The organism is Arenibacter catalasegens (genome assembly GCF_002909235.1).
In the GTDB taxonomy this organism is placed as follows: Bacteria; Bacteroidota; Bacteroidia; order Flavobacteriales; family Flavobacteriaceae; genus Arenibacter; species Arenibacter catalasegens.
The window spans coordinates 92402-105575 of sequence record NZ_PHQQ01000024.1 but is presented as its reverse complement, the minus strand read 5'-3'; the positions used below and the strand labels follow the sequence as shown (position 1 = coordinate 105575).

At 37.9% G+C, this 13174-nt stretch carries 13 protein-coding genes; 7 read left to right on the top strand and 6 right to left on the bottom strand.

Annotation, left to right across the window (positions count from 1 at the left end):
• The first annotated feature begins 246 nt into the window (after positions 1–246).
• A complete protein-coding gene (locus CWD90_RS17475; protein WP_103477349.1) occupies positions 247–915 on the top strand; it encodes a uracil-DNA glycosylase in 669 nt (222 codons plus the stop codon).
• A 216-nt stretch (positions 916–1131) separates the two neighbouring features.
• Positions 1132–1548, top strand: a complete 417-nt coding sequence (locus tag CWD90_RS17470; RefSeq protein ID WP_103477348.1) for a response regulator — start codon at positions 1132–1134, stop codon at positions 1546–1548.
• Between the two features lie 45 nt (positions 1549–1593).
• Here CWD90_RS17470 and CWD90_RS17465 read toward each other — a convergent pair whose 3' ends face one another.
• The 6 genes from CWD90_RS17465 to CWD90_RS17440 all read right to left on the bottom strand — a co-directional run bounded on the left by CWD90_RS17465 (position 1594) and on the right by CWD90_RS17440 (position 6516).
• Positions 1594–2442 carry a substrate-binding domain-containing protein gene (locus CWD90_RS17465; protein WP_103477347.1) on the bottom strand — a complete coding sequence of 283 codons (849 nt, stop codon included), beginning with the start codon at positions 2440–2442 and terminating at the stop codon, positions 1594–1596.
• 131 nt (positions 2443–2573) lie between these two features.
• A complete protein-coding gene (locus tag CWD90_RS17460) occupies positions 2574–3443 on the bottom strand; it encodes a nucleoside phosphorylase (RefSeq protein WP_103477346.1) in 870 nt (289 codons plus the stop codon).
• A 1-nt stretch (position 3444) separates the two neighbouring features.
• Positions 3445–4377: a DUF1835 domain-containing protein gene (locus CWD90_RS17455; protein WP_103477345.1), complete on the bottom strand. Its 933-nt coding sequence runs from the start codon at positions 4375–4377 to the stop codon at positions 3445–3447.
• 73 nt (positions 4378–4450) lie between these two features.
• Positions 4451–4780, bottom strand: a complete 330-nt coding sequence (locus CWD90_RS17450; RefSeq protein ID WP_103477344.1) for a translation initiation factor — start codon at positions 4778–4780, stop codon at positions 4451–4453.
• A 112-nt stretch (positions 4781–4892) separates the two neighbouring features.
• Positions 4893–5498, bottom strand: coding sequence for a DinB family protein (locus CWD90_RS17445; RefSeq protein WP_103477343.1), 606 nt, complete (start codon positions 5496–5498; stop codon positions 4893–4895).
• Between the two features lie 70 nt (positions 5499–5568).
• Positions 5569–6516: an isopenicillin N synthase family dioxygenase gene (locus tag CWD90_RS17440; RefSeq protein ID WP_103477361.1), complete on the bottom strand. Its 948-nt coding sequence runs from the start codon at positions 6514–6516 to the stop codon at positions 5569–5571.
• A gap of 128 nt (positions 6517–6644) precedes the next feature.
• Between CWD90_RS17440 and CWD90_RS17435 the strand changes: the two genes are divergently transcribed.
• From CWD90_RS17435 to CWD90_RS17415, 5 genes are all read left to right on the top strand, one after another.
• Positions 6645–8621, top strand: coding sequence for an alpha-ketoacid dehydrogenase subunit alpha/beta (locus tag CWD90_RS17435; protein WP_103477342.1), 1977 nt, complete (start codon positions 6645–6647; stop codon positions 8619–8621).
• Between the two features lie 35 nt (positions 8622–8656).
• The gene (locus CWD90_RS17430; protein WP_103477360.1) at positions 8657–9748 is read left to right on the top strand and encodes a sensor histidine kinase; all 1092 of its coding nucleotides are present in this window, start codon (positions 8657–8659) and stop codon (positions 9746–9748) included.
• Positions 9749–9752: 4 nt separating this feature from the next.
• Positions 9753–11087 carry a sigma-54-dependent transcriptional regulator gene (locus CWD90_RS17425; RefSeq protein WP_103477341.1) on the top strand — a complete coding sequence of 445 codons (1335 nt, stop codon included), beginning with the start codon at positions 9753–9755 and terminating at the stop codon, positions 11085–11087.
• Positions 11088–11447: 360 nt separating this feature from the next.
• Positions 11448–12731: a Glu/Leu/Phe/Val family dehydrogenase gene (locus CWD90_RS17420; protein ID WP_103477340.1), complete on the top strand. Its 1284-nt coding sequence runs from the start codon at positions 11448–11450 to the stop codon at positions 12729–12731.
• Positions 12732–12753: 22 nt separating this feature from the next.
• The gene (locus tag CWD90_RS17415) at positions 12754–13173 is read left to right on the top strand and encodes a GreA/GreB family elongation factor (RefSeq protein WP_103477339.1); all 420 of its coding nucleotides are present in this window, start codon (positions 12754–12756) and stop codon (positions 13171–13173) included.
• Position 13174 lies beyond the last annotated feature (1 nt).

The following is a 13174-nucleotide window of genomic DNA, read 5'->3' as shown; positions in this document are numbered from 1 at the left end:
CCTTTAACGCCTCAATGGCCACTTTGGCCTTGAACGATGCACTGAATTTTCTTCTTGATCTCTTCATATTTGACAGGGTTAAATTACAACTTAACTTGCTGTCCTAAAATTGGGGAGTATTATAATAGATGAAAATTGTCTATAATTTAGCCTATTTTTGATATTATTCCTTATGAAAACTTACTAAATGAGGCCTGATGCATGGAAACATGTAATGAACGATAATCCTTTAAATTATTATAGAACGTGATATTTAACTTGCATGATAGTTGGGACACTCTTATGTTGACAGAATTTGATAAGCCTTATTTTAAATCCCTTATCAATTTTGTTGAACAGGAGTATAGGGAGAATACCTGTTACCCACTGGAGCGCGATATTTTTGCAGCATTTGATCATTGTCACCTAATCGATACCAAAGTTATCATTATAGGTCAGGATCCATATCATGGACCTGGACAGGCCAATGGACTTTGTTTTTCTGTAAATGATGGTGTGGCACACCCGCCTTCCCTGGCTAATATTTTTAAGGAGATCGATATGGATTTGGGAACCTCGTACCCTAAAAGCGGGAATTTAGAGCGTTGGGCGAATCAAGGAGTTTTATTGCTCAATGCAACCCTGACGGTTAGGGAGCATGAAGCGGCTAGTCACCAAAACCAAGGATGGGAGATTTTTACAGATACCTTGATCCATAACCTATCAGAAGCCATGGAGGGCCTTATATTTTTGTTATGGGGCGGTTTTGCCAAAAAGAAAGCAAAATTGATCGATGCCCAAAAGCATCATATTTTAACTTCTGGACATCCATCACCTTTGAGTGCCAATAGGGGATATTGGTTTGGTAACAAGCATTTTAGTAAAACGAACAAAATATTAACGGATAAAGGAGAACTGCCAATTAACTGGAAATAGGCGTTTTATGGGTTATTTGTTTTTAAATATGGTATTTAGTGAACTAACACTACTTAAAACACCAGTATTTCAAAAATGATGTAACAAATGAATAATTATATGATTTTTTTATCCAAAACAGGTAATGAAGTATGAACTAAATCTATATTTGTACTTTTTGTTAAATATTTTTACAAAATTTACAAAAGCACTTTTGATTTAAACATTTAAAAATTAATGAATTCTACTAGATTAAAATGGGTATTATTGGTTGATGACGACGGAACAACCAATATGCTAAATAAACTTTTTTTAAAAAAGCTTATTCCGGATTTAGAAATAGATACTGTTACGGACGGACATAGAGCCTTGGATTTCATTGAGAAAAATATTAATGATATAGACGAAGGTAGTTTCCTGTTGATTCTAGATATCGAAATGCCAGTAATGAATGGATGGCAATTTTTGGAGGCCTTTAATATTCTATTTAGAGAGGAAGAAAAGGAAAAGATTGTTGTAGCTGTATTAACCGCTAATGGAAGTGAAGAGGTGACGTATAAAGCATTGTCCAATTCCCGAGTTAAAGAGTGCCTTCATAAGCCATTGTCCGATATAAACTTTAGAAGTATAATTCAATCTTATTTTTACGACTAGAAGTTAGTCATGGAGTAAAGCCTGAAAAGCTGCAGCAACCAAAATTCACGAGTAAATAATCGCTGTACTAGGAATAATCTTATCAATAAGTTTTAGGTCTTTTAAGGTGTGTTGTACCAATTGCAGGTCTTGCTTGTCCATATTTTGTTGTCCCCATTCCGTTAAGGATAACCAATGTTGAATATCTTCCAACTGCTGCTGGTAGGTATTGGCCAAAGTACGATCTATACTAGGTATTCGTTTAAAATCAGAGGTATACACATTAATGATCTCTAGAATATGTGCCAAGGCTCCAGAATTTTCGGATATGAACTTATCGGTGGCAGCAATCACAAAACAGGGCCACGGAGTTGGACAATCGGTAATTCTTCTAAATATTCCTTGGTCCACCAACGGTTTTGTGGTAAATCTTTCCCACATAAAATAATCGGCCTTACCTTCTGTTAAAGAGGCTACCGCGCCATCTAGGTTATTGACCACATCAAATTTCAAATCTTTGGTGTCCCAGTCTTCTTTTTGTGCATTAACATAAGCCATTAAATGGCTGCCACTGCCATACCTACTTATGGCCGCTGTTTTACTTTTTAAATCTTCCAGTGTATTGTAGTCACTTTTTTCGGCAACATGGATGCCCCATAGAAGTGGTGTAGCTATGTATTTTTGAACTATTTTTGAGGGATTGCCCTCTGTAATACTCTTCACGATCCCTTCCGTCAGGATAATGGCCAAATCGGTTTCATTGTCCTGTAATAATTGTGCCATTTTACCGGTTCCTTCTGGGATATCCTTCCATTGCAAGTTAATTCCCCTAGCTTCAAAAGCTCCTTCTTCGATAGCCAACTGCCATGGAAAATTAAAGTGTTCGGGAACACCAATAATATTTACATTTTTCAAATCACTGTTCTTTTAAATGGTTTGTTAATCTAATATTAATTTTAATGAGCAATAGTTGACTTCATCCATATTTGAAATTGAAAGGTGTAAAACACTGACAAACAATAATGTAATAGAAATGGACTATTACATTATCCAGCTATCTTTTTCAAGGCAAAATTAATTAATTCGGAGATGGCCAGATCTGGTTTTAAAGAAAACTTACCGTTGGGCCTATTTGCAAGTATACAGTTTAAGGAAACGGCCCTATGGCCCAGTAATTTTGACAAACCGTATATCCCTGAGGTTTCCATTTCCAAATTCGTGATCCGTTTATTCTCAAAATAAAAACTGGCTAATTTAGTATTCATTTCATCATCTTCCAATTTTAGGCGTAATCTACGGCCTTGTGGTCCATAGAAACCAACATTCGTAGCCGTAAACCCGAGTTGGATTTTGTCCGATAAAAATTTTTCGGCCAAGGAGCTATCATAGGTAACAACATAGGGAGTTGACTTATCCTTAAGCCAATTCATGTGCGCTATAAATGCTTGCTGTATCTGTGGGTGCTGAATATGGGTGCTGTCGTAAAAATGCAATAGACTGTCTAGACCAATAGCATATTCGCTCAATAGAAATGAATCTACAGGTATATCGGGCTGAATGGCACCAGAAGTACCAATTCGGATAATATCCAATTGCCTTCTCTCCTTTTTTATGGTCCTGGTGTTAAAATCTATGTTTGCTAAGGCATCCAACTCATTTAGAACAATATCTATATTGTCGGTGCCTATGCCGGTAGATGTGACGGTAATACGCTTATTGTTTAGCCATCCCGTATGGGAAAGGAATTCGCGCTTGCCTTTTCTTATATCGATCTTATCAAAATATTGGGAAACACGCGCAACCCTGTCTGGGTCACCAACGGTAATTACAGTATCTGCTAGGTCTTGCGGTAATAAGTTAAGGTGGTATACGCTTTTGTCTGCGTTAAGGATTAGCTCTGATGAACCAAATTTCATTTTATAATTTTAATATGCGGTCCGTCTCAGAGTTATACAGAAAATTATATTTTAAGGCACCGCCCAGATAAGCATCATTTTCTTGTATACAGGAATAATAGCTAGTTTTTCCTTCTAGTATTTCCATACCCTTCTTTGACAATTTAACAGGATTGAAATTGGTGAAAAGTGGTTTTAGTTTAGTTATCACCCGGTCGTATTGGGTATCGCCAAAACCATAACGGCCTTGATTTGTTAAAACGGTATTCAGTAATGCTACCTTGGATTTAGGTTTGGTACTACGGGCTAGACGTAAAACATTATTCTCTACTTCATTAAGGCCATTTCTAATGCTTGGGAATCGCAATAAATGGGCTTCGATAGCCCCTGAAAGGTGAGAGAATTGAAAACTGGAAAAGTCTTTTAAATTCTCCAATCTAATTGGGTTGTCGCTGCAATACAATTGCCAAACATAGTCGGCATATTCTATATCGTCCTGAGTTAAAAGGGTACGATTGGTAAATAATTTGCGTAATTGTTCGTCATCCAATTCCCCAAGCCCTGACAGATTTTCAAAATTTTCATCCTCGTCACAGGATACCAGGGAAATTTCGGCATATGGCCTGTGGGTTTTTAGCCAACTGATTACGGCCAACATATTTATTTGATCAAAAAGATCATAATCGAACCAAAGGACTATGCGGTCTTCCTGTTTGTGATTACACAAAGTTCTATATTCCTTTAAAGTTTTATCAATAAACCAAGACTTCGATACCTTATAATTTTTGTTTAAAAATTCAAACCTAGTTTTCCAAAAGGATTCGCTCCCAACATTGGTTTCGGTCTTACCTTCGCATAGCATTTCGCGCCAGGTAATAATATCCCCGTCCAACTTCAAGGATTTTAATTTTTCGGTGAACATGTCACCGTTTGTAATGTGTAATTGGGAACTCATTGTAGTGGTGGTTTAGGTTGTGGCTAATAAATGTAGTGTTTTATCTGATATTCAAAAAATAATTAACAAAAATCTAACCTCCAACGCGTTTTACCTTAAAACCTTTCTCTTGTAATATTTTCATTATTTTATCCCTATAATCGCCTTGTATGATTATAGAATCGTCCTTAAAGCTTCCGCCAACGCTGAGCTTGGTTTTAAGTTCTTTAGCTAATTGTTTAAAATCCTTATCGGCGCCTGTATAGCCCTCCAAGATGGTAATAGGTTTTCCTTTCCTTTTCTCATACTTACAAATAATAGGGTCCTCCTGCAACCAAATGTCCTTTTTAATACTCTTTTTTTGGTCATCTTCAGATGGCTTATGTTCGGGAAATAGATTTTTTAACTGATCTTGTAAGTCCATTTTTTTATTCTAATAATTGTGCTAAAATAGTATTTCAAGGCAAAAATAAAAACCCATTCTTCACAAAGTACCATTTTGTTGGAATGGGTTGTAGTACAGTAGTTGCCCAAAGTTATTCCATTGGAAAATCCTCATCGTCCATTACCTCTTCCATTTGTTTTATATGCCTTTCCGTGTGGCCGGACATAAATAGTAGTATTTGATACGCATCAACAGTTCCAAACGGAAGCTGTTGATAACGGTTTCGCAGATCGTCCTGGGTACTTTTTACGAAATCTATATGTTCCTTTCTTTTGGATTTGAATTCTGCGACTGTTTCTTCATAACTACCGTATTTACCTGATGGTTCAAAAGCCTCTCCCGTTTTGACTTTATTACTACGATCTTCGATCATGGCAATTAATTGTTCATCGGAGACTTTAACTTCTCCACGTTTGGAGGGGTCCGCTTTATTGGCCAAAGTGCCTTGAAGCATACCAAAGATCATATTTTCGGAGATTGCGATATGTTCTGCACATTCCGCGATGGACCATGAGTCATCAGTTATTTTGTAGTTGAGCTGTGCCTCACTTAGACCTTCCAAGGTATTTAAAAAATGATCGTGGGATTCCGTCATTTCTTTAACAGCGAATTCTCTTTCAGCATCTGTCAGGGTTGATGTAACTACACCAAATGCTAAAACAGTTAATAATACAAATGGTAAAATTAATTTTTTCATAGTGTCCATGTTTAAATTGTTAATACTAAAGGTTGTTTACTTCCATAGACACTAATAAAGCTTATGTTTACTATGTAATTAGGCCTAGGTCGATCAGTCTTTCATGTAAAAAGTCCCCAGCATTAATGTCTTCAAATTGTTTTGGGTGGTCATCATCCACGCAATTCTCCAGACAATCTAAAGGCATTTCGCTAATGGGGTGCATGAAAAAGGGCACGGAGTACCTGGAGGTGCCCCATAACTCCTTGGGAGGATTAACTACTTGGTGAATGGTAGATTTTAATTTGTTATTGGTTAATCGGGAGAGCATATCGCCTACATTGATCATCAATTGATCAGGTTGGGCTATGGCATCTATCCATTCCCCTTTGTGATTTTTTACCTGAAGCCCCTTGCCGTGAGCTCCCATTAAAAGGGTAATTAGGTTGATATCCCCATGGGCGGCTGCTCTTACGGCATTTTTTGGTTCGTCTTTAATAGGTGGGTAGTGTATGGGCCTTAAAATGGAATTGCCATTTTTAATGAATTCATCAAAATAAGTTTCCTCTAGGTCTAAGTGTAGGGCAAGTGCACGCAGCACATACTTTGCCGTTTTTTCCAACATTTCATAGGTTTTCTTACCAGTCTCATCAAAATGTTTCAATTCCTTGACCTCAACGTTGGGGGGATATACTTTTTCCAGTTTAGGATTATCTTTCACATATTGACCAAAATGCCAAAATTCCTTTAAATCGCCTTCCTTTCTTCCTTTCGCGTGTTCTTTTCCAAAAGAGGTGTATCCCCGTTGCCCTCCAATGCCCGGAATTTCATATTTATCTTTCACTTCCTGGGGAAGGCTAAAAAAATTCTTTATCTCGGTATATAGGTCCTCCACCAATTTTTCGGACAAAAAATGACCGCTTAAGGCAACGAAACCAATATCTTCAAAGGCATTGCCTATTTGTTTTATAAATTCCTCTTTCCTTTTTTTATCGCCGGATATAAAATCTTCAAGATTTACACTGGGTATCGCACTCATCACCATTATATTTAATTCCATCAAAGTTAATAAATATATAGGCAATCTTCTCAAAAAAATATTCGGCTTTGTTTTTCCGTTTTGTTACATTTATAAATTATTAGCGATAAAAAGTATAAAAACATAACATGCAATATAAAGGCGATAGTGTTGATAAGACCATGCAATTAAAGCTTTATCAACGAATGTTAAAACCTCGATTGATCGAGGAAAAAATGCTGATTCTCTTGCGTCAAGGGAAAATCACAAAGTGGTTTAGCGGGATAGGACAGGAGGCTATTTCAGTAGGAGTTGCAAGTGCTTTGATCTCAGACGAATATATACTGCCCATGCACCGTAATTTAGGGGTCTTTACCACGAGGAACATACCTTTACATAGACTTTTTTCCCAATGGCAAGGAAAGGCGAACGGCTTTACAAATGGTAGGGACAGAAGTTTTCATTTTGGGACCCAAGAATATAAAATAGTGGGAATGATTTCCCATTTAGGCCCCCAATTGGGAGTGGCAGACGGGATCGCTCTCGCAGATGTTTTAAAAAACCGAAAAAGGGTGACGGCAGTTTTTACAGGTGAAGGTGGTACTAGTGAGGGCGATTTTCATGAGTCTTTAAATCTTGCGGCCGTATGGGAATTGCCCGTATTGTTTTGTATTGAGAATAATGGGTATGGTCTTTCTACGCCAACAAATGAACAATACCGCTGTGAGAATTTGGCGGATAAGGGGATAGGATACGGAATGGAATCGCATATCCTGGACGGTAACAATATCTTGGAGGTTTTTTACAGGGTTGATGAGATATGTAAAAGTATGCGCAAAAATCCAAGGCCTGTTTTGTTGGAATTCAAAACCTTCAGGATGCGAGGCCATGAAGAGGCCAGCGGAACCAAGTACGTGCCGGAGGAATTATTGAATGCATGGCAGGAAAAGGATCCGATCGTAAATTTCGAAAACTTTCTTTTGGATGAAAAGATACTTTCACCTGATCTGATAGAAACCTTTAAAAATGAAATATATGCCGAAATCGACTACGATCTTAAGAAGGCTTTCGCCGAACCGGAAATAGAAGTAAATAAAACCAAAGAGTTAAACGATGTTTATAAATCTTTTGATTATAAAGCATATAACCACGGTCCCAAAACTAAAAATATTAGACTGATAGATGCCATATCCCAAGGGCTGAAACAAGCTATGGAAAGACATGAAAACCTTGTTTTAATGGGGCAGGATATTGCAGATTATGGTGGCGTTTTTAAAATCACCGAAGGTTTTGTTGATACCTTCGGGAAGGGGCGAATTAGAAACACCCCAATTTGTGAATCCGCTGTGGTTTCGGCAGCCATGGGGCTCTCCATAAACGGAGTGAAATCGGTAATGGAAATGCAATTTGCCGATTTTGTGAGTACTGGATTTAACCCTATTGTAAACTACTTGGCCAAGGTGCATTACCGTTGGGGAGAAAATGCCGATGTGGTCATAAGGATGCCTTGTGGTGCCGGAGTGGGGGCAGGACCATTTCACTCCCAAACCAACGAGGCTTGGTTTACGAAGACCCCAGGTTTAAAAGTGGTATACCCAGCTTTTCCTTATGATGCTAAAGGGCTTTTGGCCACTGCCATAAACGACCCCAATCCAGTATTATTTTTTGAACATAAAGGGCTTTACAGGAGTATTTACCAAGAAGTGCCAGAGGATTATTACACTTTGCCTTTTGGTAAAGCGGCCCTCTTGAGGGAAGGATCGGATGTTACCATAGTTAGCTATGGCTTGGGTGTGCATTGGGCCTTGGAAACTTTAAAAGAAAATCTGGATATAAAGGCGGACTTGTTGGACCTTAGGACCTTGCAGCCCATGGATATGGAGGCAATTTATATCTCTGTAAAAAAGACAGGGAAACTCATTATCTTACAGGAAGATAGTCTGTTTGGGGGAGTGGCTAGTGATATATCCGCATTGGTAATGGAAAACTGTTTTAAATTTTTGGATGCCCCCGTAAAAAGGGTTGCTAGTTTAGAGACTCCTATTCCCTTTGCCAAAAATTTGGAAAATAATTATTTGCCCAAGGAACGTTTTGCTCATGAGTTAATTGAATTGCTAGCCTATTAAAATTTTCTAGGATATATAAGATGGTTAAAATGCATATGATTACAGCAGAAGAAAAACTCAAGGAGCGCATAAAGGAGCTTACCTGTTTATATGAGGTAACTTCAATAATTGTGAATTGTGACTACGATCAAATTGAAGATGCCATGAAGGGTATTTTACATTGTTTACAGAAAGCTTGGCGTTATAGTGATGAGGCCCATGTAAAGTTTGTTTCGGACCAGTACCATATAGCCACGACAGATTTTCCGATAGATGGCGTTTATCTGGAATCCAATGTGCAAGTGTTTAATAGGAAGGTTGGTGAAATCCACGTGGCCTATCCCAAGGCAAAATATAATTTATCCGATTTCTTGGAAGAAGAAAATAAATTACTGAAAAATGTTTGTTTGGAAGTCGGTAATCTTTTGGAGAGAAAGCAAATAAAGGACAATGAAATAATTATAAAACGCAAAATGGAAAGAGCGGACCGCCTAGGTATTCTGGGAGAAATTACCGCTGGTATTGCACATGAGCTAAATACTCCATTGGCCAATATACTTGGATTTTCAGAATTGTTAAAAACTAGGATTTCGGAGGATACTGAAGCCAATAAGGACCTTGATAAAATTATAAATAGTGCCATCTTTTCCAGGGAAGTGGTTAAAAAGTTAATGTTCTTTGCTTGTGAGATGCCTCAGCAAATGACCTTGGTAAATATAAACCCCATCATTGCCAATGCCATTAATTTAATGGAACCCAGTTTTAACAAAAAGAGAATTGTTCTCGAACTCCATTTTAATGCCGAACCCATTTTTCTAAGAGTAGATACCATCCAATTGACCCAGGTTATTTTTAATTTGGTACTTAATGCCATATATTTCTCACCAGTTAAAGGGAGGATACTAATTAAAGTACAGGAGATTAAGGATAACGTAGAAATAATAATATCGGATGAAGGACCAGGTATCGACCCCAAAAACAGGGATAAGATCTTTGAGCCCTTTTACAGTACCAAGCCTGTTGGGGAAGGGTCTGGATTGGGCTTAAGTGTTGTACATGGAATAGTTAAAAGTCATAAAGGGGTTATAAGCTATAGTTCCAACAAGGCTAAAGGGACTATATTTACCATTGTTTTTCCGAAAATTTAATATTATGGGTTTTAATAAAGAAAATGTACTGATCGTAGATGATGATGTAAACATATTGGAGCTTATTCATAGACACTTACAATCGTTTAATTACCACACCTATAAAGCAGTTTCAGTTAAGGAGGCCTTGGCAATTCTAAAAGATTCCAAAATTGATTTGGTGATTACAGATCTGAAGATGCCCGATGTAGACGGCTTACAATTGGTAAAATACGTGTCCGAACATTATCCAAAGCTTCCAAAATTGGTAGTAACGGGTTATCCATCGGTTGATGATGCCTTGAGTGTTATAAAATCAGGGGCGTTGGATTATTTGGTAAAACCTTTTACCAAGGAAGAATTGAGGCAGGCAGTCATAAAATCATTCTCGGGCAAATCTGTAGATAAGGATGGGGCTAAAAATAATTTAAACTCCAGAAAGCTAAATGCTGGAGATTATGGCGGTTTAATAGGGGAGTCGGAAGCGATAAAAAAGGTAACCGATATTATAGATAGGGTAAAAGACAACAAAGCCACAGTTCTCATTCAAGGGGAAAGTGGGACAGGTAAAGAGTTGGTAGCCCGATCAGTACACTATACAGGTAAATTTTCCAGAGCCCCTTTTATTGCAGTGAATTGCGGGGCGATTCCAGAAAGCCTTTTGGAAGCGGAGCTTTTTGGATACGCCAAAGGTGCTTTTACAGGTGCTAACGAAAACCGAAACGGGTTTTTTCAAGCAGCAGACAAAGGCACCCTTTTTTTAGATGAAATAGGGAATGCCTCCCTTGCGGTCCAATCCAAATTGTTAAGGGCGCTACAGGAAAAAGAGGTGTTAAAAGTAGGTTCCCAGAAAGTAGAGAAAATAGATATCCGGGTCGTTGCGGCAACTAATAGTGATTTGTATTCCCAGGTACAAAAAAAAATGTTCAGGGAAGACCTTTATTATAGGTTGACCGTTGTGGAAATAAATGTTCCTTCGCTCAGGGAGCGCAAAGAGGACATACCTTTATTGGTTGAAAAGTTTCTACTAAAATATGGTGTTGAGTATAAGGATAGGTTGGTGACCATTGCTCCCGAAGCCTTAGCGCTATTGTCACGTTACCCTTGGCCTGGTAATATCAGGGAGTTGGAAAACGTAATTCAAAGAGCGGTAATTATGTGCAATAAAAGAATCGAAATAGACGATTTACCGGATAATTTGAAGTACAAAATAGATTTTCCCGAAGACAATCTCCTTCCATTAAGGGAAGTTGAGAAAAAATATATCTTAAAGGTGTTGGAAGCAACGGGACAAAATAAATCACAAGCGGCAGAAATTCTGCAGATCGACCGCAAAACGCTTCGTCAAAAAATTCAATAATTCCTTATTGAATGCTGGGGAAAATATACCCATCTGGGGAAATTATCCCACAATTTCATTTCAATAATTTTTATTGACAACTAGTCAATATGTTGTTTTACAGGTGTTTGTGCATTTGTGGAATACTTTCTGCTGTTTTTGGCATTCAACTTGCTTTTAACGTATTTCTAAATTCCACCGCTATGCGAGATGATACTAGTTTATGTCCGAGTTGTGAGTATTTCAAAACTTGTGTACTCACTAAAAACAAGACCCGTATTTGGCAGTGCAACGAATATGAATCCGCGGATTCAGGAGTAATGTCTAACGGAGGTCAATTGATTTTAAAAAGTGAAGTTAGATTATGCTAAATAGAATTTGATGATTACGAAGGCAAAAAAAGAGTCGAAACAAGGTATGTTGGAAAACGTGATGCGTCAATTCAATCATGCCGCCGATATTATTAATTTAAACAGTAATATCAGAAAAATATTAAGTATAACCAATAATGAACTGCTAATACATTTCCCTGTTAAAATGGATAATGGCGATGTGGAAGTTTTTACAGGATACCGAGTACAGCAGAATAATGCTCTAGGACCATATAAAGGTGGACTTCGTTATCATCCAACAGTGGATATAGATGCTGCTAAGGCCCTAGCTATGTGGATGACATGGAAAACATCTTTGGCAGGTTTGCCCTATGGTGGAGCAAAGGGAGGAATACAGATAGACCCTTCTAAATATTCCAATTCGGAATTGGAAAGGATTACAAGAAGATTTACATATGCACTGGGCGATAATATTGGTCCAGAGCACGATATTCCCGCACCGGATGTAAATACCAATTCACAGACTATGGCCTGGATTGTGGACACTTATATGTCCACAAAATCTCCTGCCGAAAGGTCTAAAAATCAGCATGTGGTAACGGGAAAACCGTTGGGATCTGGAGGATCGGAAGGCAGGGATAGGGCAACAGGATATGGTGTTTTTCTAACTATAAAACTGTGGGCCGAAAAGAAAAAAGTGGACCTAAAGAATAGAAGGTTCATAGTACAAGGTTTTGGTAATGTTGGATATTGGACCGCCCATTTTTTAGAAATCGAAGGAGCCAAATTGGTAGGTGTTCAGGACGCGTATGGCAGTATTACCAATAGTAATGGCATTGAAGTGTCCCAATTGTTCCAATATATGCAAACTAACAAAGGGAGTATCGTGGGATATAGCTCAGCGGAAGCAGTTGATAAAAACCAATTTTTCGAATTGGACTGTGATATCTGTATACCAGCTGCCCTGGGCAATCAAATTACTGCCGAAAATGCTAGTAAAATCAAGGCATTTTTAATAGCAGAGGGAGCTAACGGCCCCACAGATGTAGAAGGTGAAGCGATTTTGCTTAAGAACGGTGTTGGAATAATACCGGACATCCTCTGTAATTCAGGAGGTGTCATAGGTAGTTATTTTGAATGGTTGCAGAATAGAAATGGGGAGCTGTGGCAATTAGAAGAAGTTTTGTTCAAGTTGGAAAAGAAAATGAAGGAAGTCTTTGAAAAGGTCTATGAAATGGCCGAAAAAAGAGACGGGGATATGCGGACAGCAGCCTATATCATCGCTATAGAACGGATAGAAAAGGCCTATGTTCAAAGAGGGATATTTCCATAAATAATAAAAAAAATACAATATTATGAAGTACGGAAATTTAGTATTGGAAGAGAAGGAATTCGTCCTTCTAAAACGTTTGGTAAATGTATCTGGATTTTATACGGACAATACATACAAGAATTCGATTAATAAATTAACAGAAGAATTAACGTCGGCAGTTATTTATAATGAGGAGGAGATGCCCAAGGATGTAATAAGATTTAATTCCATGGTTACCATCCAAGCGGTAAACGGATGGTCTAAGCAATTCCAATTGGTAATTCCATCGCAAGGTGATTTTAAAAACAGTAAAATATCTATTTTAACGCCTATGGGTGCTGCGGTTATTGGTTATGCGAAAGGAGATGATATTGTTTGGGAGTTTAGAAACGGGGAACAAACCCTGAAAGTTGCAGAAGTATTGCAACAACATAGCACAATTAACTCCGATATCTTATTGTAAT